Here is a 24,325-nt window from a genome sequence, read left to right as displayed (position 1 = left end):
CGTTATCATGATAGAATGGCATGTATTACATAGAAGCTGAAGTGTTGGAGAGGGGAATAGAATAAAATGCTGCACAGAATGAATCTAGAAGGGGCCTGGCGTCTGCAGCTGGATGAGCAGAAGCAGGGTCTACAGCTGCCATTTGTAGATAGCATCACACTACCGAATACGACATCCCATGCAAAGAAGGGGAAGAAGAATACAGAGGTCAAAGTCGGTGCGTTAACCGATGAATATGCTTTTGAAGGCCATGCTTGGTTTGCTAAAGAAGTGGAAATTCCGGAGAATCTTCAGGACAAGCCTTGCTTCCTGTATTTGGAGCGTACACGTGTCACTACAGTATGGGTAGATGGACACGAGATTGGGACACTGAACAGCCTAAACACTCCACATGTGCATGATCTTACGGGAACCCTAGGCGAAGGGAAGCATACCATTACGATTCGTGTAGATAATACGAATTATCCGACCAAGGGAGGGCATATGACTTCCGAGGATACACAGACCAATTGGAACGGAATTACGGGTCGAGTAGAGCTGCAGTTCTACAGTCATCATTATATTGAGAACATCCAAGCTTATACCGATCCGGTGAATAAGACGGTTACGCTGACAGCCCGTCTTATAGGCAGCTGGGATACAGCTAAGCTCCATATCTCGGCAAGCAGTTCCAATACAGATGTTAGGCATACGGTCAGAGAGCAAACGTTTCAATTAAGCTCGAATAACATATCGGTTACTTATGAAATGGGTAATGATGCTCTGCTGTGGAGTGATCTCGAGCCTAATTTGTATGAGCTGAAGATTGAATTGAAAGCGGTTAGCGGTGAAGTGCTGGATTCTCATCATGTCTTCGTTGGACTTCGTGAATTCACAGCAGCTGGAGATAAGTTTGCGATCAACGGGAAGAACACATTTTTACGCGGCAAACATGACGGTTTAATTTTTCCACTTACTGGATACGCTCCAACCGATGTGGAAGAATGGCTCAGAATCATGAAGATTTCAAAATCTTATGGTATTAATCATTATCGCTTTCATACCTGCTGCCCGCCGGAAGCTGCATTTATTGCAGCAGATATGTTAGGGATCTATATGGAGCCGGAGCTTCCGTTCTGGGGAACCATAACCGATGAGACGTATGAACAGCATAATCAGGCAGAGCAGGATTATCTAATAAGTGAAGGCTACGCGATGCTTCGAGCGTATGGTAATCATCCCTCATTTGTGATGATGTCGCTCGGAAATGAGCTATGGGGGAGCAAGGAGAGATTAAATGAATTTTTGAAGCAGTATAAAGACTTCGATTCGCGGCATTTGTATACAGAAGGGTCGAATAATTTTCAATTTGTACCTGTCATTCTGGAGGAAGACGACTTCTACTGTGGAGTTCGCTTCTCGAAGGATCGTCTGTTCCGAGGCTCCTATGCGATGTGTGATGCACCACTTGGACATGTGCAGACCGATCTACCCGGCACGATGAAGGATTATGATGAGCAGATTGTCCCTTCTGCTAAGACAGAAATCGAAGAGCTTTCAGCCGATACGCAATCCATCCAGATTCAATATGGAACTGAGATGCGTACTGTGCAGGCAGAAACAGCGGAGGAGCAGTTAATTCCTCATATTCCTGTTATCTCTCATGAGATTGGGCAATATGCGACGTACCCGAATTTTAAGGAAATTGAGAAATATACAGGGTCACTAAAAGCGAGAAATTTCGAAGTGTTCCGTGATCGACTTGAAGCGAAGGGATTAGGACATCTCGCCGAGGCATACTTCGAGAACTCTGGAAAATTAGCTGCAGCATGTTATAAGGAAGAGCTGGAAGCTGCATTTCGGACAAGACGGCTTGCTGGTTTCCAGCTGCTCGACCTGCAGGATTTCAGCGGGCAAGGAACCGCGCTAGTTGGAATGCTGGATGCATTCATGGATTCCAAAGGACTGATTACACCAGAAGAGTGGAGAACATTCTGTTCGGATGCCGTCCTGCTGGCTCGATTTGAACGATACAATTATGAAGCCGGAGAGTCTTTCGAAGCCACTATCGAGCTAAGTTATTATCGGACGGAATCCATTGATAGTAAAGTGCTGAAGTGGGAAATGCTAAGCAAGGGAACGTCTTTAGCGGAAGGCGAATTAATGATCCCTGAGGGTCCGGATTCTAATCATATACAGATAGGTACGATTCAGATCCAATTGCCAGAGGTTGAAGTGATGACACAGGTCGAGCTGAAGCTGACGATCGAGGGAACTGATATTTATAAGAATTATGATCTTTGGATTTACCCCGAGCACACTGAACTCGACTGGACAGGGATTCATTTGTTCCGGGAGCTTAATGATCAGGCAAAAGAGCTGCTGGAGCACGGAGAAGATATATTGCTGCTTCCAGACCCGGCGTCATTGACTCATTCCATTGAAGGTACCTACAGCACGGACTTCTGGTGTTATCCGATGTTTCGATCCATATCAGAAAGCATGAATAAGCCGACGCCTGTTGGAACGATGGGACTATATATCGATAACAAGCATCCGGTGGTCGAACATTTCCTAAGCGAGACTTATTCTACCTATCCATGGTGGAATATCGTTATGAATTCCCGCTCCATCATATTAGATGAGACTGATTCTAAGCTTCAGCCCATCGTTCAAACCATTGACAATTTCGAGCGTAATCATAAGCTGGGCTTATTATTTGAGGCTCGTGTATCCAAAGGCCGAGTGTTAGTGGGTACCTTTGATGATAAGAAGATCGCACATACACCGGAAGGCAGGCAGTTCATCCATAGCATTCTTAGATACGTGCACAGTGATGCATTTGAGCCAACGGTTCAGCTTGAATGGAATGAGCTAGCTAAACTGCTGTAAATATTTCGAATGGTCGGTTTCGTTGACAAAAATATCGTTTAATGAGTAAGATAGTTGTATGACTATCAAACTATTAACGATAGATGATGAGAAGAGAGCGCGAATCTTCAAGGCTTTATCTGAGAAGAAGCGCATCGAGATTGTCCGTTACCTGCTGCAAAGCCCACAACTCAATAGCTGCGGAGAGATTGGAAGAACGCTGGGTATGGACAAGTCCAATGTCACTTATCATCTAAAAATTATGAATGATGCTGAGCTGATTCATGTCGTGAGAGAAGGACAGAATAAGAAGATTCATTTAGTAAAGGATATGTTCAATACAGCAGTACCCGGTTTCTTGGATAGCCTATAAGGCAGAAGAGAAACCTTTATTTTGGATTTATAGTTTGAAAGTTTTAGAACTTTACAATACTTAAGAAATGAGTGATATCATTATGATGAACCGAAAGATCTTACTCCATTCAAGACCTCAAGGCTTGCCAACCGAAGATACTTTCAAATTTGAAGAAGCACCGATCCAAGAACCAGGGGAAGGTCAAGTGTTGGTTAAATCGATTTACTTATCCGTAGACCCTTACATGCGCGGACGGATGAACGATTCTAAATCCTATGTACCTCCTTATCCGCTTGGTGAAGTAATTACCGGTGGCGTAGTTGGAGAGGTAATCGAATCTCGATCTGATCAATTCAGTAAAGGTGACAAAGTATTAGGTATGCTTGGATGGCAGCTGTATAACGTAGCGGATGCGGACAAGCTGCAGCAGGTTGACGAGAACATCGCGCCATTATCCGCATACCTAAGTGTAATCGGTATGACCGGACTAACTGCTTATTTTGGACTTATGGACATCGGCCGTCCCAAGGCAGGGGAGACGGTTGTCGTCTCTGGTGCGGCCGGCGCGGTCGGCTCCATTGTCGGACAAATCGCCAAAATCCAGGGCGCGCATGTGGTAGGTATTGCAGGGACTGAAGAGAAGACAGATTGGCTTACCAAGGAGCTTGGATTCGACGAAGCTATCAACTACAAGACGACTCCTAATATGAAGGAAGCGCTAGAAAAAGCCTGCCCTAACGGTGTTGATATTTATTTCGACAATGTGGGAGGAGACATCTCCGATGCGGTTATGACCCAATTAAACGATTATGCCCGTATCCCGCTGTGCGGCGCGATCTCATCCTATAATCAAGAAGAGGGCAGTGATGTCGGTCCTCGGATTCTGACGAAATTGATTAAGACACGGTCTATGATTAAAGGCTTTGTGCTTGGCGATTACGCAGACCGCTTACCGGAAGGCGCGAAGATGCTGGGACAATGGTTAGCGGAAGGCAAGCTTCGATATGAAGAAACGATTCTTGAAGGCTTTGATCGTGTTCCCGAAGCATTCCTCCAGCTGTTCCAAGGTACAAACATCGGTAAAATGCTGGTTAAAGTAGTACCAACGGAATAATAAGATCGAAAAATTCTAGTCATCTTCACGATGGTAATAAATCTGTGGAGATGGCTATTTTTGTGCTGTTTGATCTACTTAAGCGGAAATATTATACGTTGTTAGCAGAAATGTTGACTGGAAAATGAATTCGTCGTTATGTCGAATTGTATCGAAAACACAAGAGAGACGAATAATAACTGTACAAAAAATCATCGAATGATTATTTTCATGCGGCAAATAAAAATGTATAATAATCGATACGTCTGTTAAAAGGAGTACGAGCTCCTTCCGTAAATCAGGTGTAACTATGAAAAAGAAGACCGTAAGAGGAGGACATATGAAAACAACAAAGGTCTCATTTTTTATTCTGTCGCTGGTACTGCTTCTAGTAACCGGCTTGTCCGGATGGGCGGGAGGTGCTTCAGCACAGTCGAATTCTGGAAAAACCTATGTAATTGGAACAGACATTACATTCGCACCGTTTGAATTTCAAGATATCAACGGTGATTTTGTCGGTATCGACATAGATCTGTTAGATGCAATTGCGAAGGATCAGAATTTTCAGTACGAAATTAAACCGCTAGGATTTAATGCGGCAGTACAAGCGCTGGAGTCGAATCAAGTCGACGGCGTTATTGCCGGTATGAGTATTACAGACGAAAGAAAACAGAAATTTGATTTTTCAGAGCCTTATTTTGAATCCGGGGTTGTTATGGGTGTCGGTGCTAATAACGATACCATTCAGAGCTACGAAGACCTGAAAGGCCATAAAGTAGCCGTCAAGACGGGTACTGAAGGATACAGCTTCGCTGAGTCTATTTCGGAACAGTACGGATTCACCATTGTACCATTTGATGATTCCTCACAAATGTATGATGATGTGAAGACGGGCAATTCAGTTGCTACTTTTGAAGACTATCCGGTTTTGGCTTACGGGGTAACTCAAAACAACGGACTGAAGATTGTAACTGAGAAGGAAGAAGGCGGTTCCTACGGGTTTGCAGTTAGTAAAGGACAAAATCAAGAGCTGCTGCAAAAGTTTAACGCTGGACTCACAAACCTTAAAGCGAGCGGAGAGTATGATCAGATTCTAGAGAAGTATTTAGGTGAAGGCGAAGGGGGACCTGCTCCAACCTTAAGTCGCGGCGAACTGATGTTACAGTCGATTCCACCGCTATTGAAGGGTCTTGGACAAACACTGATTTATACAATTGTATCCTTGTTCTTTGCCTTTATTCTTGGTTTGATCTTCGGACTTATGAAGGTTGGACAAAACAAGGTCCTGCGCTTCATCGCAACTGTGTTCGTTGATTTATTCCGTGGTATACCGCTTATCGTACTCGCATTCTTTATTTACTTTGGTATTCCACAAGCATTTGGCTTTACGATGCCGCTCTACCTGGCTGCCATTCTGACACTCAGCTTGAATGCAGGTGCTTATGTAACAGAAATTATTCGCGGCGGGATTCAATCTATTGATCAAGGTCAGATGGAAGCGGCACGTTCGCTTGGACTGCCTTATCGCACATCGATGATGAAAATTGTCATTCCACAGGCGATCCGTGTGATGATTCCTTCATTTATTAACCAGCTGGTTATTACACTCAAGGATACGTCGATCCTATCCGCGATCGGACTGGTCGAGCTGACTCAATCCGGTAAGATTATTATCGCGAGAACGTTCGCATCCTTTGATATCTGGCTGATGGTTGCCATCATGTATCTGATTGTCATCACAATTCTAACTAAAATTGCTAGCTCGCTGGAGGTGAAACGTAGTCGTGGGTAAAGTTCGTGTTGAAGGCTTGAAGAAAAGTTATGGCTCAAATGAAGTACTTAAGAACATTGATATGTCTGTCAACGAAGGTGAAGTGGTGTGCGTCATTGGTCCTTCCGGATCAGGAAAGAGTACGCTCTTACGCTGCATCAACAAGCTCGAAGAAATTACGGCTGGACATGTTATTGTGGATGATCAGGATCTTAGTGATCCCAAAACAGACATAAACAAAGCTCGAGAAAACATTGGGATGGTGTTCCAGCACTTTAATCTGTTTCCGCATTTTAATGTATTGAAGAACATCATGTTTGCTCCGATGGAGCTCGGTAAAATGAATGAGCAGCAAGCACGTGAGACGGCTACGCGCTTACTGCAGCGTGTCGGTCTATCCGATAAAGCGGGTGCTTATCCATCCGAACTATCGGGTGGTCAGAAGCAGCGGGTAGCGATTGCCCGTGCACTCGCGATGAACCCGGATGTCATGCTGTTTGATGAACCGACTTCGGCGCTTGACCCTGAGATGGTGGGTGAAGTACTTGGCGTTATGAAGGACCTTGCGCGTGAAGGCATGACGATGATGATCGTGACGCATGAGATGGGATTCGCACGTGAGGTTGCGGACCGGGTCATCTTCATGGATGGCGGTTATATTGTTGAAGAGGGTACACCAGAGGAAGTATTCGGTAAACCGAAGCATGAGCGTACGATCAGCTTCCTGCAGAAAGTGCTCTAATTCATCATTAAATAATAATAAGAACCTTCGAGGCTTGACGGCAATGCCGCAGGAACTCGGAGGTTTTTTTATATTGTCAGCGTATAACCTGGATCACGAATACCTTAATAAGAGGAAGCCGTGTATAATAAAACAAGCATGCTGGGATGGTGTAAACCGTTTACGGCTGAGAAAGTGTAACACTTCTGAGTAACTTACCAACTTACCACCTACCGCAGAAAGGACAATCCATCATGACAAAGAAGCTTTACTACGACTCTGCTTATACGACTCAATGGGAGACCCGGATTATAGATACATGGCAGCAAGATGACAGCTGTTACGTTCAGCTCGAAGAAACGGCTTTTTATCCTCATGGGGGAGGCCAGCCTTGTGACATCGGGACGATTCAGGGGATTCCGGTACTGGATGTTACTGCCGATGGAGATCAGATTGTACATAAGGTTGAATCCTTGCCTGAATCGAGTGAGGTTAGCTGCAGGATTGATTGGGACGTCCGGTTCGATCATATGCAGCAGCACAGCGCACAGCATTTGCTGTCCGCTATATGCCTTGAGCTCTATAAATATCCGACACTCAGCTTCCATCTGGGAGCCGATTATTGCACAATTGATGTAGAAACAGCTGAGCTGGGCAGAGACCAAATAAATACAATTGAGCAGGAAGCGAACCGCCATATCTATTTGAATCATCCAATTCTTAGCTATTGGGTGACCGAAGAAGAAGCTTCTGGAATCAAACTGGTCAAGCAGCCTACAGTAAAGGAAAACATCCGCATCGTGGAGATGAAGGATGTAGAATACAATGCCTGCGGAGGCACCCATGTATCCTCGACCGGTGAGATCGGAATAATCAAGCTGCTCAAGACAGAGAAGCAGAAAGGGAATACACGAATTTATTTTACAGCCGGCTATCGAGCTCTGAAGGAATTCAACTTGTATGGGCAGATCATCAGCACGTTATCCTACCGATTCAAAGCGGGTAAGGAAGAGCTTATCGAGCGGCTAATGAATTGGGAGAAAGAACATAAACAGCTGCAAACGGAGATAGCTAAACTTAAAGCTCAAAATGATGAGTATCTTGCGCATCAAATGATTAGCGATGCCACTGAGATTTTGATCGGTCATACCTTCAAGGACAAGACACTTAAGGATCTGCAATGGTTAGCAAATAAATTAACCTCAATTACGAACAAACCGGTACTGCTTGCCACAGCTGCCGAGAATAAAGTGATCCTCTCTCAGAGTAAAGAAGCTGCTCCGTCTTGCGGGAAGTTTTTTAAGGAGCATTTGGCTGACTTTAAGGGGAAAGGCGGAGGCAGCGATGTAATGGCTCAGGCGGGCTTTGATAGCTGGGAAGATGCTGCTGCATTTTTTGAATTTACATCTCAATATCTAATAGATCAGAAAGAGCTCTGAGGCTGTACCACATTCTACTTCCCATATATTAAGTTAACAAGAATGTACTAAGGAGGAGGAAATATGAGTCTTCAACAAGGTGCTCGACAAAAGCTGGAACATTTGATCAAAGAGTATGATTTCACTCATGCGGCTGAATATGTAATTGAACATACACGGCAAGGGGTAAGGTTGAAGAAGTCGAAGAAAGAGGATTATACTCATCCTTGTGTGTCAAGAGTTGGCGGAGATCCTGATCTGCCGTCATCTATTGTCTGGCCTCAGGCAAGCAGTGGTACGCCTATGACATTTCTTGCCCAGCTGAATTTGGATGAGATACATAAGTATGATGAATCATCCTTGCTGCCATCTAGTGGCATGCTCTATTTTTTTGTAGGTATTGATGAGCCTGCCTTCAACATTGAACACCAAGTATTATTTGTGCAGAGGGATGAACTAGATGGGGCGGCAAGACGTAAATCTCCCAATATAACCACTTTGGAAGGCAAGTTTACTGGCTATCAGCTGGAAGCCAGATCTTCACTAGAGCCTCCAAATTATGCATACGTGGATTATGATGTGATAGAGGACGAGGAACATGATTATGAAGAGTATGAGGACCTGAGTTTCGCGATTAGAGACAGACTTCGTGAAGATGTTGTTCAAATATTTGGTTATCCAGAGGGACAGCATGATGATGCAGAATATGAAGCAGCCTTAATGCTGTTGACCGGTGAGCAGTACAAATACAGTACCGAAGAAGCGCTCAAGAGGATCTCTGAGAAGCTTGCAGGCGGGGAGACGGCAGCTATGCAAGAAATTCAGGATACGCTTATGCTGCTTGAGATCGATTCTGATGATGATATCGGATTTTTATGGTGGGATGCAGGAGTATTACAATTCTTTATTCGTAAGGAAGATTTACTCGCTGGCCGGTTTGATCGAACGTATTGTTCTCTATATTCCAGCTGAAGCAATCGGAGATTGCTGGACGAGGGAATTTGTATAGGTAAGAAAATGATATGAATGGAAAGGGCCGTGATGGAGCGGCTCTTTTTGTTTTCTAATTCCTGAACAAGGTTGACTTGGACAAAAAAGAATTGACAGTATTTAGTGTTAATCATATAATCAACTCAGCCCGGAATTAATCGTAATTTTTACAATTAAAGAGAGGGAAGTGCGGATGCGGCAGGAGATCGAATTTGTGAAATGTAATCCGACACAGAATATGACCGTACTTGTTCAAACGGATCATGGGGATCGGAACTATGAGACCATTGCTACTCAGATTATGTCCTATGATAGCATTCACGCAGAGCAGGTAGGATTCATTGAACAGCCGACAGGCAGTGCTGCGGCATATTTACATATGGCTGGAGGTGAATTTTGCGGAAATGCATGCATGTCTCTGGCCGCCTATATCGTATCCAAGAAGGGTATCGGATTCAGTGAGGAAGGAAGGATCATCCTGGAGTCCTCCGGAACTGAACAATTAATAGATTGCTTGGTTATGAGAAACGGAGATCTGTATACCTGTGAATTGAATATGCCAATCCCTCATCATATTGAACCAAAGACGATACATATCGGAGGACAGGATTATGCATGCTTCTTAGTACGCTACGGCGATTCGATCCATCTCATTATGGAAATAGACGAGATCTCCGAAAGTATTCGAAATTCGGCTCAAATGACAGCACAACTCATGGGACTGGCTGGTCATCATAAGCTTATAGGCATTCTGTTGTATGAACCAGAAAATTATAGGATGACACCGCTCATTCATGTTCCCAAGCTTGGCAGCATGATATGGGAAAGAGGCTGTGGCTCGGGTACAGCATCCATAGGAGCTTATCTGGCATGGAGAAACAATACAAATGTCGATATAGAAGTCATTCAGCCCGGCGGACTTATAAAGGTTCACGCTACATATAACAATGGATTGACGAGCGTTGCTATTAAGGGCAATGTCGAAATCGTGGCTGAAGGGAGAGCTTATATCGATGGCTAGGACGATTACAATCGATTCACACGATTTTACCCACAGCTTGGAAGCATTCCTGAAACGGTTTGAAGCAATGTCTCACCAATATAATTCGACGACTCACCATTCACATGACCTGGAGTTATTGACCGATGAATATGCGGCATTCATTACAAACCAGGCAAACCGAAATTTATGGGATGAGCTGGCGTCCGAAGAATTGGGGGCTGAGCTGGTATGGAGCCTTAGAAGAGAATCGGCCTTTTGTGTCGCAATCATGGAGAAATACCGGGCACTGAAGCTGCTTAGCGGCTCTTCGGATCAATCTGATTATTTCAAAAATATTGAATCCTGCATCGAGCAGGAATTTGGAAGTTTTCAAGTGTCATCCGATTCCAAGGTGTTATTAGTTGGTTCCGGTTCGTTCCCGATGACGCCTCTGCTCATTGCCAAGAGAACAGGTGCGCGGGTGGTAGGCGTAGATATTGATGCTGAAGCGATTCATTTAGGTCGTTCTGTCCTCAACGTTCTTGGTCCGGAGTATGATATCTGTCTTACACAGACACCGCCAGAGAAGCTTGAAGGGATAAACGAATTTACCCATATCATCTTCAGTTCTACGGTAGAAGACAAATTCAATATCATGGATCGATTGCATGCACTGACGAGTGATCAAGTGGTGGTGGCGATGAGGTATGGCAATGGACTGAAGTCCTTGTTTAACTTCCCTCTCCAGGAAGTGGACACGTTAAAGTGGAGACTTGAGGAGCACGTACTGCGCCACGATCAGGTATTTGATATTGCTCTGTATAAGAAGAACAACTCTTAGGAGTTAGGGAGGTTGTATGAGCGATTTTAATCGAGTTCTAATCTGCGGTACAGGTCCGGTATCGATTCAAATGGCCGTATTTATGAAGAAGCAGTGGAACAGCCGCATCGGAATTGCAGGCAGGATCTCTGCGCGATCAGAGCATTTTTATAATGCCTTAAGCAGTAATCATCAATTCGTTCGGGCCGATGTTCAAAATGAACTGCATCAAGTGATGGAAGGCGAGAATAAGGTTGATGAGTTGTTCCAGAGCTATGAAGCAGTAACCGGTATGTGGGATACGATTGTACTAACCGTGACGGCCGATGCTTATGGACAAGTGCTTCAGAGGCTGGACGCGGAGCTCCTTCGACATGTAAGCTGCATCCTGCTCATGTCACCGACACTGGGGTCAGGCAGCCTGGTTCAGAGTTATATGGCAGCCATGAATCCAGCAGCTGAGATGATCAGCTTCTCGACCTATCTGGGGGACACACGATGGGCAGATTCAACTCCGTCCAATCAAGTACTGACAACGGCAGTGAAGAAGAAGCTGTATGTCGGATCTACGATTCCTGCTTCTGATCGTGTGAGCAGTTTATGCGAGCATTTTACGAGGTCTGGCGTCCAGCTTAAGCGAATGGAATCGCCAATCGCCGCGGAGAGCAGAAACATATCCTTGTATGTACACCCTCCATTATTCATGAATGATTTTTCATTACATCGAATCTTTGGGGAATCGGATATACCGGCTTACGTATATAAGCTGTTTCCTGAAGGGCCTATTACATCCACTTTGATTCAAGAGATGCTGTCCCAATGGAAAGAGATCATGAATATATTGTCCTCTCTCCAGGTGGAACCGCTTAATCTGCTTAAGTTTATGATTGATGACAATTACCCGATTAGATCAGAGAGTCTGGCCCGCGAGGATATTGAGCATTTTCTTGAGCTGGATGACATCCATCAGCAATATTTGCTGTATATCAGGTACACTTGTCTGCTCATTGATCCCTTCTCCAAGCCGGATAAGGATGGCAAATACTTCGATTTCTCCGCTGTTCCCATCAGAAAGACATTCATCAATAAACAGGGGGAATGGGATATTCCGAGAATGCCGAAGGAGGACTACTATCGCCTCAAAATCATTCAGGGAATTGCCAGACATACAAACAACGCTTCTCCCACCATTGACAGGTTTGTTGAGAGGTATGAGAACATGATTCAAGAGATTGCCCTACAGCACCCGGAAAGAATATTGTCCAATGCTTTTGAAGTACAAACCTTCTCAGAGGATCTGAAGCAAATTTGCAGCTCTTTAAGTGCAGTAAGCCTAAGTTCATAGGATTGAAATAGGCAGTATGGTTGTAACTCAATAACCGCTGTAGTATCGTCCTTAAGCATGCTTCGTGTACTGAACAATTTCACTTGAATAGCACGGAAGGATTCGATTCTAAATTCGATGTATACTGGTGGTTTTATGGCCATTTTCTGTTCTTGTTTAATCGTAAAATTTACGCATATTTCATAGAGATGATCAATATAAAAAGAGAAAAAGGGAGAGATCAAGCTTGTTCAGCAAACCTTTCAAATCCATATGCATGTTTTTATTAGCGGTGATCGTCCTATCCGGATGTTCGTCACAATCCTCATCGGGCGGGGACACGAATTCAGAGACCGTCAGCGGCAATACTCCTGCTCAGGAGCTCATATACGCTTCAGCCAAGGACATCGGCGATATGAATCCTCATCTGTACACGGGTTCCATGCCTGCACAGGGAATGGTATATGAATCACTCGTTGAGAACACAAAGGACGGCATTAAGCCACTGCTTGCTGAATCATGGGATATTTCCGAAGATGGCAAAACGTATACTTTTCATCTAAGGGAAGACGTTACGTTTCATGACGGGGAGCCATTTAATGCAGAGGCAGTCAAGCTTAACATAGAAGCTGTTCAGAGAAATGCGGAGAAGCATTCCTGGATCAAGCTGTCCACACAGCTCGTTAGCTGCAATGTAATTGATGAATTTACGGTTGAATTTGTGCTTAGTGAGCCGTATTATCCGGCTCTGATCGAATTATCCATGACCAGACCTTTTGTCTTCATTTCCCCGAAGGATTTTATCAATGGAGAGACCAAGGAAGGGGTATCCGGCTATCATGGCACAGGTCCCTATGCTCTAAGTGAGCACAAGAAGGAAGAGTATGCCGTATTCACAGCCAATGAAGAGTACTGGGGAGAGGTGCCTCAGGTTAAGAAAATTACCTCGAAAGTGCTGCCGGCAGGAGAGACGACTTACCTTGCCATGCTTAAGGGAGAAGTCAACTTCGCCTTCACGGATGACCGGGGAGCTGACAGCATGGATGTTGAAGCGATGAATCAATTAGTGGATACCGGTGACTATCAGCTGGTACGCAGTGAACCGGTTAATACGAAGATGATCGTAGCTAACAGCAGCAAAAAAGAAAGTCCGGCAAGCGAAACGGCTGTGCGGGAAGCAATCTGGTACGCCATTGATCGGGAGACCATTGCCAGAGATATTTTCAATGGGACTGAGTCACCTGCCAGCACCTTGTTCTCCTCCAATGTGGAATATGCGGACGTGGGGCTGAAGGAACGCGGCTATGATCTGGCCAAGGCTAATGAAATTTTGGACGGCGAAGGCTGGAAGCTGGATGACAGCGGAGTGAGAACGAAGAACGGAAAACCGCTGTCCATAAGTCTGCATTATGATGTGAATTCTTCCACACAGAAAATGCAGGCTGAATTCATACAGAGCACGCTGGCGGAGATCGGTATTCAGCTGGAGATTATAGGTGAAGAATCGACTTCCGTTGCGAGCCGAAGAGCATCGGGTGATTATGAGCTGTTATTTAATCAAACCTGGGGACTCGCATATGACCCGCAGAGCACCGTTTCAGCCTTTACTTCGGATGCATCCTACTTATATACAACACAGGGCATTGCACAAGCCGATGAGCTCTATTCAAAAATCAACGAAGTCATGATTACAACCGACGAGGAAGCACGCAAATCATTGTACGCGGATATCCTGACCGTCGTCCATGATGAAGCGGTATTCATACCGATTTCTAATGGCAGTGTGACCGTCGTCGCTCCGTCCGATTTAACCGGAATTTCCTTTAAACAATCGCAGTTTGAGCTGCCTTTCGATCAGATGCATTTCGAGTGAGGAAGGAGAACGCAAGTGGGAAGCTATGTTGTTAAACGGTTGCTAATATCTGTACCGCTTCTGCTCATCATTTCTTTTGTCACATTTATATTCGTTAACTTGTCCCCTGTAGGACCGGCTGAGGCCGTCCTGCAGGCACAAGGCGTACCCGTCATTACAGAAGAGCTGATCCGTCAGACCGAACAAGAGCTAGGTATGGATCAGCCGCTGTTCATTCAATTCTTCCATTGGTTAACGAACGTGATCCAGCTGGATTTTGGACACTCTTTTGTGGATGGAGAACCTGTGAGCACCTTAATAGGCCCTGCCTTTATGAATACACTGAAGCTTACACTTGTCTCTTCTGTGGCCATCATCATCCTGTCGATTGTGCTTGGTATCATATGTGCACTTCATGAAGGGAAGCTGCTCGACCAATCCATTAGAGGATTCTCATTCATTCTGACTTCGCTGCCGCCTTACTGGCTGGCCGCGCTTCTCATATTTTACTTCTCGGTTAAACTGGATCTCTTGCCTACCAGCGGGATGGGCAGCTATCAGCATTATATTCTGCCTGTGCTTGTGATCTCGGTAAGCTATGCCGGCATCTATTTCCGAAATGTCCGCAGCTCCATGCTGAACAATCTTCACGAGGATTATGTACTGTATGCGCGTGCCAGCGGCATCAAGGAGCGAAAGGTGATTATGCATTTGCTGAGAAATTCACTCCAGGTCGCTGTATCCATATTTTGTCTGGCAGTCCCTGTCATTCTCGGCAGTACCGTCGTTATAGAGAATGTATTCGCATGGCCAGGACTCGGCTCACTCAGCGTGAAGTCGATTCTCAGCCGGGATTTTCCAGTTATTCAAGCCTTTGTGCTTATACTGGCAGTATCCTTTGTCCTGTTCAATACGATCGCTGACATTGTCAATGCCATGCTCAATCCAAAGCTAAGGAATGATCTATAAATGAGAGTCTGGAGAAATTTGAGAAGAGACAAGCTCGCTGTCACAAGCCTTATTATTTTGGTTTCAACGATCGTGCTCGGCATTTTCGCCCCGTGGTTTGCTCCACATGATCCGCTCAAGGTAAATATGGCGCTGCGTTACAATACACCATCATGGGAATACCTCTTAGGAAATGATCATCTCGGAAGATGTATTCTGTCCCGCTTAATATATGGAATTCGTCCGAGCGTGCTATGGGTGATCGCCGCACTCGCTGTATCTTTGATCTTTGGTGGTGCGATGGGCTTCCTGGCCGGTTATTTTAGAGGAAAAGTAGACGCTCTTATCATGAGGTTATGTGATATCGTGCTCTCATTCCCCGGATATGTAATGACCCTTGCGATTATTGGGGTATTCGGCGTGGGGCTTACGAACATCCTCATTGCGTTTATCGTGATGAAGTGGGCATGGTTTGCCAGAATGATCCGAACGGCTGTTATGCAATATACGGAGTCGAATTATATCCGGTTCTCCAAAGCCGCTGGAACGAGCAGTACTCGTATCATATTTAAGCACCTGCTGCCTCTGACTCTATCGGATATTGCCGTGCTTGCGAGCAGCTCACTAGGCTCGATGATTCTGCAAATTTCCGGCTTCTCCTTCTTGGGTCTCGGTATTCAAGCTCCGAGTCCGGAATGGGGTATGATGCTGAACGAAGCAAGAGAAGTGATGTTTACGAGACCCGAGCTGATGCTCGCCCCGGGTATTGCCATCATCCTAGTCGTCACGAGCTTCAATTTCTTGTCGGATGCGCTTCAGAAAGCAATGGATCCCAAGCTCGCAGGAATGAAATTCAAAGAGAGAAGAGCTCGCAGAAATATCTTCATGAAATATAAAGGTGAAGAGGCGGTGAGATAGATGGCAAATGTTCTTGAAGTGGAAGGATTGAATATTTGGAACACCCAAACTGGACAAAAAATTGTACACGATGTTTCCTTTCAACTGAGAAACGGCAGCTGTCTTGCGATCGTAGGCGAGAGCGGCAGCGGTAAGACGCTCACCTGCAGATCGATCATGCGGCTGAATAAGGGCTGGCTCGGGCAAGAAGGGACAATTAAGTTCAAAGGCGAACATCTGAATAAATTAGAAGAGAAGGCAATGAGAAAAAAAAGAGGGAAAGAGCTGTGCATGATTCTGCAAAATGGAATGAGCGCATTTGATCCTTCGAGTGTGATTAGGGTTCATCTGCAAGAGACGCTGTCAGAGCATTACGGCTGGAACAAAAAAGAAATCGTCAGTCGCATGTCCGCAGCGATGGAGCAAGTGATGCTCAAAAATCCAATTGACGTGATGAACAAGTATCCGCATCAGCTGTCAGGTGGTATGCTGCAGCGTGTGATGATTGCGCTCGCCCTGGTCCTTGAGCCGGATCTGATTATTGCGGACGAACCTACGACCGCGCTTGACAGCATAGCGCAATATGAAGTTCTGGAGCAATTTGCGAGACTAAGAGCACAGCTCGGCTGTTCTATGCTGTTTATCTCACATGATCTGGCTGCCGTGAAGAAGCTGGCCGACGAGGTTATGGTCATGAAGGATGGCAGGGTGGTAGAGCGAGGTTCTGTTCAGAAGATCTTCTATGGACCTGAGCATGATTATACGAAATACTTGGTGTCCAGCAGAATGACACTTAGCAATCATTTTAAAAGATTGATGGGGGCGAACACCATTGCTGAAGGTGGATCGAGTTGAGAAATCATACAAAAAAGGCGGATTATTCTCCGGGAAAAAGCAGCAGATCATAAAGAAGGTAAGCTTCGACTGTGTGGATGGAGAATGTCTTGGAATTATTGGTGAGAGTGGAAGCGGGAAGTCCACATTGGGACGGTTAATCTTAGGAATCGAGAAGCCTGATAACGGAACTGTGACATGGAATGGTCAAAATGTGCTGGACAGGAGAGTAAGAGCCGGCAGTATAAGTGCGGTATTTCAGGATTACACTTCATCGATCAACCCTTTTTTCACAGTGGAAGAGGCCATTAGAGAACCATTAAGAGGTACGGATATTCAGGATGAGAATGTACTCATTGATCTGTTGCTAACACAAGTCGGGCTAAATGCTTCCTATCGAAAAATGTATCCCCATGAGCTGTCAGGCGGACAGGCTCAGAGGGTATGTATTGCAAGAGCGTTATCTACATTTCCCAAATGCATCGTATTGGATGAAGCCATCAGCTCATTGGATGTATCGATTCAGGTTCAGATCCTGGAGCTTCTGAAGCAGCTAAAGTCCATCTATGATATGAGCTATGTATTCATCACCCATGACATCCAAGCAGCAGCCTACCTATGCGACCGAGTGATCATCTTCAAGGATGGGCAGGTTGAGGAAATGGTAACGGTGGATCAATTGAAGGAAGTAGAGACTCCGTACGCCAGAACGTTATTAAGATCAATGATTACCCTATAGATCATTCCATAGATGCTGCAGTTTATAAGCAAGGAGGAACAATCAGAACATGAAGGGTGCACTGTCTTGGCCTTTTCTTCGACTATATATTCTGGTACTTCTATACTTCAGTGCCAATGCCATACTTAATGTTATTATACCGCTGCAGGGGGACGAGCGTGGCGCCAGTAACACGACGATTGGGCTGGTTATGGGGGCGTACTTGTTTACGACGATGTTTTTCCGTCCATGGGCCGGCTCGATGATTGCGAAGTATGGTCCCATCCGGATTCTTCGAGTGATATTGGTTACGAATGGGATCGCGCTGATCCTGTATGCCGTGACTGATTTTAATGCATATGTCATTGCTCGCATCCTGCAGGGCGTATCGACGGCCTTTTTCTCCATGGCACTGCAGATTGGTATTATCGACGCACTCCCGGAAAAGGAACGTTCCCAAGGGATCTCACTATACTCCTTGTTCTCTTATATACCCGGGATCGTAGGACCCCTGTTTGCACTCATGCTGTGGGAGACAGGCGATGACCGTTACTTTGGAGCGGTGATGATATCGATTGCCTTGCTTACGGGAATTGTCGGGTATACGGCACGAATGACGAAGGATACCACTTCGGTGAAGCCGCAAGTAAAGGATCAGGTAAGGGAGCCAGGGACACGGATGCTTGGTTCTTTTCATCATTTATTTACTAATCCGCATTTATTTAAATGTAGTGTCCTGATGCTGGTCGCTTCCGTTGTATTCGGCTCCTTTGCCACATTCATTCCGCTCTATTCAGATCAAATTACATATGGCAATGCTGCTGTATTTCTCATGATCCAAGCGGCTACGGTGGTCGTCTCCCGTCTAGTACTGAGAAAGAAGATTCCGTCCGACGGGAAGTGGCATCCGATGTTTGTTACCGGTACCCTCTTGCTGCTGACGTTCGCCGCATTGTTCGTGAGTCTGTCGGTAACCATAGGTGCAGTATTGTTCTATATCAGTGCGTTATTCATCGGAATTGCCCAGGCCATTCTATATCCAACGCTTACGACCTATCTGACCTTTGTCTTGCCTGAAGCGCATCGGAACATGCTGGTCGGACTGTTTATTGCCACTGCCGATCTCGGCGTTTCGCTTGGCGGAGTGGTGATGGGACCCGTAGCCGATGTGTCCTCTTATTCACTCATGTATATGATTTGTGCTGGTTTGGGAGCCGCATTGATTGTATTTGCATCGATAAAAAGGTTGCGAACTGCATAGCTAGAGATGAAGAAGTCGCCATACGGCGGCTTTTTTTATATAGAAATGAATGTGCAAGCTAGCTGATTCCCACTTGTCTTTATGCAGGCTTTACTGATAAAATCTTATCCTAAAAGTTGGGCTGCATTAGGCATGGATACTTATTGCATCGGCAGTAGGAAACTATAAAGTGAAAACGTACAATGGGCTTGGAGTGACAGAATACTTTATATAGAAGGAGGGGCTGCAAATGAAGTTTGAGATCTTGAGATTTAAGGAAACGGACTTGGAGGAAATCGTTAATTTATTTTATGAAACCGTTCATGCGGTGAATTCGAAAGATTACACTGAGGAGCAGGTAAATGCTTGGGCGCCCAGAGATGAGAAGGATTCCAAAATGGGGGCTTGGAAAGAATCGCTGAGCCGAAATACAACCTTTGTTGCCAATATCGGAGATAAAATCGTTGGATTTTCAGATTTGAGGCATGATGGGTACTTGGATCGACTGTTTGTCCACAAAGACTATCAGGGCATGGGGGTCGCAGGGTCGTTAGTTAGTAGATTGGAAGAAGAGGCGATGAAGTTCAACCTTCCGGAAATAGATACAGAAGCAAGCATTACAGCCAAGCCATTTTTCGAACGTCAAGGCTATATAGTTGTGAAAGAACAAACGGTTGAGATTAGGGGAGTGCAATTAACAAATTATAAGATGATTAAACGGTTGAGGTAAGATCATGTTCAGGCCTGTGTTCAATTAGAGGTTAAATTTTCAAATTTATCTTTATTACCGGTGGGAGGTGAGATTTATGAGAAAGGTGGTGCTTATCGGTTCAGGTGGGTCAGGTAAATCCACGCTGGCGAGGCAATTAGGTGAAAGGTTAGGGATAACCGTATATCATCTGGATGCTCTTTTTTGGAAACCCAACTGGGTTCCCGCTTCTAAGGATGAACAAAAAGACGTTCAGCTTGATCTAGTGGAAAAAGAAGAGTGGATTATCGATGGAAACTACAGTGGCACAATGGATATCAGACTTCATGCTGCAGATACCATCATTTTCTTGGATATTCATAGATTCATTTGTGTATATCGTGCATTCAAGCGAATCATTCAATACCGGAACCATACCAGACCCGATATGGGAGAAGGCTGTCAGGAAAAATTTGATCTAGACTTTTTTAAATGGATATGGAATTATCCCCGAACGAAAAGACCTGACATTCTAAAAAAACTCGAAGAGCTATCTCAAGCTAAGCGAGTGATTATCCTCAAATCCACCATAGAAGTAGAGCTATTTTTAGAGAGCATATAGCATCTTACAGTTATTATGGCAGCTTATAGGCAGTTAAGGAGTGATGTGAGTTGAGATATTTACAAGACGTTCAAGAACCGGGTATGGGGACTTGGTATTTCGAAATAAATGAGCAAGGAATAGCTTATAGACAGATTGTAATCCATGACGATGGCAGTATAATCACATCGAATCGTAAGCATGAACAACATCATTTTATGTTAGCAGAGCATCCGCTTGATCCGAAGGAGCCTTACTACGAAGAAATCAATCAAGACGAGTTTAATAGGCTGTGGAACCAGAAGCTTGTTTCTTCAGCTGAGCAATGGAATCAGACCAAAAGCAAATTTCCTGTTGGAGCAAGTGTTAAAGGGTATATTGAAGCTTTCTTTCCTCAAGGCACTTTGATTAACTTATTAACGCAGAATGCGGTGGGCTTAGTAGATACGGCTCTGCTAGAGTCTCTTACTCCAGTGGAGTGGATGTATACGGGGAACCGTGTTGTGGCAAGGGTGAGTGGGTACGATGAAATCAATCAATGGGTGTGTCTAGCTGAGGCGGCTGTTATAGGAAAAAAATAAAATGAAGAAAGGTCATTTTATCCGACATTCATTCTTTCTCTTTTTTAAATTTCTTTTTGAAGAAATCAAACTTGGATGATGGTTCTGTATATGCTTAAACAGAGAGAGGCGTGAGGATTGTCGGGGAAATAATTTAAATGAAGTGACATTCGAAATCGACTTTTTTACATATAACTGTAGGATTTTTATCACTACAACTAAAAATTAAAGCCAGATCCCTTTCAATGTAAAAACAAAAAACCAAAAAAGAAAGTACAAGATCCCGAATATGTATCCCACCATGTATTCCTCCAAATAAGATGTTTTCTATCTCCTGAATATTTTGGACCAAACGACTTCATAATATCCTTGGTTTGAACAATGCTTCGATCCGAAAAATCACGAGATATACTCGGCCAATATGAGGAGGATTACGTAAATGCAATTCCAACCGAACCACCAAAATATGCAAACTGGTGCAGTATCACCGCAAATGAACCATGGTGGACATGAAATGTTTGATGTACATGAGGTACTGGCAGGGGCTGTAACTACCCTGAACACGTACACCATTATGAGCCAGCATGTTCAGGATCCAGAGCTGAAAGATATCATACAGCGTCAGAAACAATTTATGACGGATGAGTACAACACGACGTTAGAGTGCTTTAAAACAGGACAAGATCCATCGATACCGACCCAGAGCTACAAAATGCATCAAGGAAATGATTTTACTTACGGATTTCAGCCCACTCAACCGAACAAGCCGATTCAATCTGCAGCTGAGATTAATGATGAGGTCATTTCCTGCAGCATGCTGCATTCGGTTAAATCTGGTGCAACAGCAAAAACGATGGCTGCACTAGAATCAACCAATCCGGTAGTGCGCCGTGTGCTGGCAGACTCGGTTCCGAACTGTATCGAGATGGCATATGAAATTTCGCTGTATCAAAATAAGCATGGCTACTACCAAGTACCACAGCTTACACAGCAGGATATGACACAAATGCAAAATGGATACGCTCCATCGCAAATCCAACCACCCATGGGCGGAACAACTTCATTCCATTAAAAAGGGAAGCATCGATTCTTAGCTGAATCGGTGCTTTTTGCTATGTATGCCTCAATCAAACTTGGAAGGCGGAACGTTGTAATATTTCTTAAATGCCTTAGAGAAGCTGTATGGATCTGGATATCCAAGCATGCCAGCAATTTGCTGGATCGTATACTGCTTGCTGTACAGCAGCTCGCGGGCACGATTCATTTTTAGCTGATAGATATATAGCCCCGGAGTAATCCCCAAAGCTTGTTTGAAGTAGGAAATGAAATATTTCTCCGACATACCTGCCATTACAGCAAGTTCCCGCGCACGGAGCGGCATATGTAATTGTTCTTGAATATGATCCAGCACAGGCTGAAGGGATTGCAGACTCGTGATTCTTTTGCGTTCGGGAGCAGGGTTTGCGAATTGGCCTACATATTCTCCTCGCTCATAACATTCCAGAATCTTAGCGACTAAGATCGTAAGGCAGCCTTTTAAATGAATTCCTGACATGGAGGAGCCAAGCTGATGTTCCTTATAGGCTTTCAAGAACAAGCTGATTTCCTCTGGAACAAGAGTGCTTGCTATGACACCTGCCAGCTGAAACTGATCCAAGATCCGAAGCTGATCCCCTAATCCAAAGTCAAAATGGGTATAGATGAACCTGCAATCGTCGCCAAGATTCGAAGCGGTGTAAGCAACCTTTGGATTAAAGAGAACTAAATCTCCGGCTGAGGCCAAATGAACGGAATCGTTTGTTCGAATCTCAATCTGCCCTTCTTGGACGTACCATAAGTCGTAATCATGATGCTGCTTGGTCTCGATCCAACCACTCAAATGATGAACTTCTCTGCATGAATTAATTCGCAGCACGATATGCTCTGATAAATCTCTGAAGATACTAAAGCTATTCATGTGTATATTCTCCCATACCATTCGACATATCCTTCGTCTATTCAATATACCATATGAACCTAGTCGTGTTTCATTATCGTACTAAATGACATGATTAGCATACTCTGAGGCATTCAGATATCTCATACTAATTTCTAAAATGTAATTAATGAATGGAGGAGATGATATCATGAGTATTCAAAAACCGAAAGTCGTTGTGCTCGGCGCAGGAAGCTTGTTTTTTGGACGACAGTCCATCTGGCAAATGGTGCATTCCGAGCATCTGAACACAGGGACGCTTGCCCTAGTGGATACGAATGAAGAGCGCTTGAACAAGCTGGTACAGCTCGCCAAGATGGTTGTAGAAGCGAATAAGGTAGATCTGAAGATTGAGGGCTCCACAGACCGGAGGCACGTGCTGAAGGATGCAGACTTTGTCGTACTCAGCTTCGCAGAGGATACCGTAAAGTATCGGGGAATCGATTGCGCCATCTCCGAGAAATATGGAATTCGAATGTGCTCAGGAGATACCATTGGACCCGGCGGTATATTCCGGGCGATGCGTGAGCTTCCTGTCATCATGGAATGTGCTAAGGACATTGAAGAGCTGTGTCCAGATGCATGGGTGATCAATTATATTAATCCTTCTACCGTACACGGGATCGCGTTAAAAAGGTATGCGCCAAACCTCAAGAGCTTTGCTCTATGTGATTCCCATCATATGCCTCACAAGAAGATCATATATGCGGAGAGAGCAGGGATTATTAACAACAAAACCGAGTATACAGCAGAAATCGACAGCAAGTTCGATCTGCAGATCGCAGGTGTAAATCACTTCACTTGGCTGCTTAAGGCAGAGTATGAAGGACGCAATGTACTCCCTGATATTGCTGAATCACTGAAGCGTTCGGCTGAGACAGAAACCGTGGGTGGAGATACCGGTGCTAAGGCACTGTTTAATGACGCAATAAGCTACGAATTGTACGATATTTTTGGATATGTTCCAACTTGTACTGCGCATACAAAGGAATACGTTTCTTACTACCAGGGACTTGGTAAAACGAAGGATGCGATACCGCCGCTATCCATTTGGGAGACAGAAGACCGCTACAAGCGCCACGAGGAAATGTGGGAGCAGGTAGACCAATTTATTAGCGGACAAATACCGATAGAACAATATATGATTTCATTTGGTCCCGACCATGCAACTGACATTATAGAAAATATGGTTGGGGGATTAGGCAAGCCGTTCTACATAAATACTCTCAACCAGGGTGCAGTGACTAATATGAACGATGATGCTTTTCTGGAGCTGCTATGTGAAGTTGACATGAATGGGGTCAAGCCGCTGCCTATAGGTGAGATGCCGAGAGGAATCCGAGGAATGCAAGAGCTTGTCCTGGACACTCATGAACTAACTGCCGAAGCGGTCATTGAAGGCAGCCGGGAGAAGCTTAGAAGAGCGATGCTGACAGATCCTCTGGTGCATTCGATTGCAGACGCTGACTGTATCATTGAAGAGCTGCTTGAGCTTGAAAAAGATATTATTCCCGAGCATTGGTATACAAAGAGTTATGTCTAATCTCGTTCTTGAATATAATGATAATCAGCCGCTGCACACAGCGGCTTTTTTTAGTGCGCCCGGCATGGGCGATAGCTCGGCGGTGAAAGTCCGCTACAGGCTTGGCAGTAGGAACTGTTAGCCAAAGGCAAGGGTGTCCGCCGCG

At 44.8% G+C, this 24,325-nt stretch carries 23 protein-coding genes; 21 read left to right on the top strand and 2 right to left on the bottom strand.

Annotated features, from left to right (window positions below; genetic code table 11):
• Positions 1 to 66: 66 nt before the first annotated feature.
• From BLW49_RS00110 to BLW49_RS00015, 20 genes are all read left to right on the top strand, one after another.
• A complete protein-coding gene (locus BLW49_RS00110) occupies positions 67 to 2,871 on the top strand; it encodes a glycoside hydrolase family 2 TIM barrel-domain containing protein (RefSeq protein ID WP_090722494.1) in 2,805 nt (934 codons plus the stop codon).
• Positions 2,872 to 2,929: 58 nt separating this feature from the next.
• Positions 2,930 to 3,223 carry an ArsR/SmtB family transcription factor gene (locus BLW49_RS00105; RefSeq protein WP_090722493.1) on the top strand — a complete coding sequence of 98 codons (294 nt, stop codon included), beginning with the start codon at positions 2,930 to 2,932 and terminating at the stop codon, positions 3,221 to 3,223.
• Between the two features lie 82 nt (positions 3,224 to 3,305).
• Positions 3,306 to 4,319: an NADP-dependent oxidoreductase gene (locus BLW49_RS00100; protein ID WP_256209514.1), complete on the top strand. Its 1,014-nt coding sequence runs from the start codon at positions 3,306 to 3,308 to the stop codon at positions 4,317 to 4,319.
• Between the two features lie 319 nt (positions 4,320 to 4,638).
• Positions 4,639 to 6,090 carry an amino acid ABC transporter substrate-binding protein/permease gene (locus BLW49_RS00095; RefSeq protein WP_076310791.1) on the top strand — a complete coding sequence of 484 codons (1,452 nt, stop codon included), beginning with the start codon at positions 4,639 to 4,641 and terminating at the stop codon, positions 6,088 to 6,090.
• Complete coding sequence (locus tag BLW49_RS00090; RefSeq protein ID WP_076310790.1) at positions 6,083 to 6,811, top strand: amino acid ABC transporter ATP-binding protein; 729 nt, start codon at positions 6,083 to 6,085, stop codon at positions 6,809 to 6,811. Before BLW49_RS00095 ends, BLW49_RS00090 begins: the two co-directional genes overlap by 8 nt.
• A 233-nt stretch (positions 6,812 to 7,044) precedes the next feature.
• Entirely contained in the window at positions 7,045 to 8,229 is a 1,185-nt protein-coding gene (locus tag BLW49_RS00085) for an alanyl-tRNA editing protein (protein WP_076310789.1), read from the top strand.
• A gap of 63 nt (positions 8,230 to 8,292) precedes the next feature.
• Positions 8,293 to 9,180 carry a YwqG family protein gene (locus BLW49_RS00080; protein WP_076310788.1) on the top strand — a complete coding sequence of 296 codons (888 nt, stop codon included), beginning with the start codon at positions 8,293 to 8,295 and terminating at the stop codon, positions 9,178 to 9,180.
• 232 nt (positions 9,181 to 9,412) lie between these two features.
• On the top strand, positions 9,413 to 10,219 hold the full coding sequence (locus BLW49_RS00075) for a histidine racemase CntK family protein (RefSeq protein ID WP_305954021.1): 807 nt from the start codon (positions 9,413 to 9,415) through the stop codon (positions 10,217 to 10,219).
• Positions 10,212 to 11,021: a class I SAM-dependent methyltransferase gene (locus BLW49_RS00070; protein WP_076310786.1), complete on the top strand. Its 810-nt coding sequence runs from the start codon at positions 10,212 to 10,214 to the stop codon at positions 11,019 to 11,021. Before BLW49_RS00075 ends, BLW49_RS00070 begins: the two co-directional genes overlap by 8 nt.
• Positions 11,022 to 11,037: 16 nt before the next feature.
• A complete protein-coding gene (locus BLW49_RS00065; protein WP_076310785.1) occupies positions 11,038 to 12,345 on the top strand; it encodes an opine metallophore biosynthesis dehydrogenase in 1,308 nt (435 codons plus the stop codon).
• 256 nt (positions 12,346 to 12,601) lie between these two features.
• Positions 12,602 to 14,197: a staphylopine-dependent metal ABC transporter substrate-binding lipoprotein gene (gene nikA, locus BLW49_RS00060; RefSeq protein WP_076312469.1), complete on the top strand. Its 1,596-nt coding sequence runs from the start codon at positions 12,602 to 12,604 to the stop codon at positions 14,195 to 14,197.
• Between the two features lie 15 nt (positions 14,198 to 14,212).
• On the top strand, positions 14,213 to 15,145 hold the full coding sequence (gene opp1B, locus BLW49_RS00055) for a nickel/cobalt ABC transporter permease (protein WP_076310784.1): 933 nt from the start codon (positions 14,213 to 14,215) through the stop codon (positions 15,143 to 15,145).
• Positions 15,146 to 16,042 (top strand): staphylopine uptake ABC transporter permease subunit CntC, encoded by an 897-nt coding sequence (opp1C, locus tag BLW49_RS00050; protein ID WP_090722491.1) that lies wholly within the window; start codon positions 15,146 to 15,148, stop codon positions 16,040 to 16,042.
• Positions 16,043 to 16,876 (top strand): staphylopine uptake ABC transporter ATP-binding protein CntF, encoded by an 834-nt coding sequence (locus BLW49_RS00045; protein ID WP_090722489.1) that lies wholly within the window; start codon positions 16,043 to 16,045, stop codon positions 16,874 to 16,876.
• A complete protein-coding gene (locus tag BLW49_RS00040) occupies positions 16,854 to 17,594 on the top strand; it encodes an ABC transporter ATP-binding protein (protein ID WP_076310782.1) in 741 nt (246 codons plus the stop codon). Before BLW49_RS00045 ends, BLW49_RS00040 begins: the two co-directional genes overlap by 23 nt.
• A 49-nt stretch (positions 17,595 to 17,643) precedes the next feature.
• Positions 17,644 to 18,834: a staphylopine family metallophore export MFS transporter CntE gene (locus tag BLW49_RS00035; protein ID WP_090722488.1), complete on the top strand. Its 1,191-nt coding sequence runs from the start codon at positions 17,644 to 17,646 to the stop codon at positions 18,832 to 18,834.
• 229 nt (positions 18,835 to 19,063) lie between these two features.
• The gene (locus BLW49_RS00030) at positions 19,064 to 19,543 is read left to right on the top strand and encodes a GNAT family N-acetyltransferase (protein WP_090722486.1); all 480 of its coding nucleotides are present in this window, start codon (positions 19,064 to 19,066) and stop codon (positions 19,541 to 19,543) included.
• A 76-nt stretch (positions 19,544 to 19,619) separates the two neighbouring features.
• Positions 19,620 to 20,123: a DNA topology modulation protein gene (locus BLW49_RS00025; RefSeq protein WP_090722484.1), complete on the top strand. Its 504-nt coding sequence runs from the start codon at positions 19,620 to 19,622 to the stop codon at positions 20,121 to 20,123.
• Between the two features lie 50 nt (positions 20,124 to 20,173).
• The gene (locus tag BLW49_RS00020) at positions 20,174 to 20,683 is read left to right on the top strand and encodes a hypothetical protein (protein WP_090722482.1); all 510 of its coding nucleotides are present in this window, start codon (positions 20,174 to 20,176) and stop codon (positions 20,681 to 20,683) included.
• A 418-nt stretch (positions 20,684 to 21,101) separates the two neighbouring features.
• A complete protein-coding gene (locus BLW49_RS00015) occupies positions 21,102 to 21,734 on the top strand; it encodes a spore coat protein (RefSeq protein WP_090722480.1) in 633 nt (210 codons plus the stop codon).
• Positions 21,735 to 21,785: 51 nt separating this feature from the next.
• On the opposite strand, the gene BLW49_RS00010 is transcribed toward BLW49_RS00015, so the two are convergent.
• Positions 21,786 to 22,619, bottom strand: coding sequence for an AraC family transcriptional regulator (locus tag BLW49_RS00010; RefSeq protein WP_256209513.1), 834 nt, complete (start codon positions 22,617 to 22,619; stop codon positions 21,786 to 21,788).
• 148 nt (positions 22,620 to 22,767) lie between these two features.
• Between BLW49_RS00010 and BLW49_RS00005 the strand changes: the two genes are divergently transcribed.
• Entirely contained in the window at positions 22,768 to 24,180 is a 1,413-nt protein-coding gene (locus tag BLW49_RS00005) for a family 4 glycosyl hydrolase (protein ID WP_090722476.1), read from the top strand.
• Here the strand turns inward: BLW49_RS00005 and BLW49_RS29015 are convergent.
• A partial coding sequence (locus BLW49_RS29015; RefSeq protein WP_218145875.1) for a hypothetical protein occupies positions 24,143 to 24,325 on the bottom strand: 183 nt, incomplete at its 5' end. The genes BLW49_RS00005 and BLW49_RS29015 overlap by 38 nt on opposite strands.

It is taken from the genome of Paenibacillus sp. PDC88, from assembly GCF_900106725.1.
GTDB lineage: Bacteria > Bacillota > Bacilli > Paenibacillales > Paenibacillaceae > Paenibacillus > Paenibacillus shunpengii.
The sequence above is the reverse complement of the archived record's forward strand: the minus strand, read 5'-3'. Positions and strand labels throughout refer to the sequence as shown.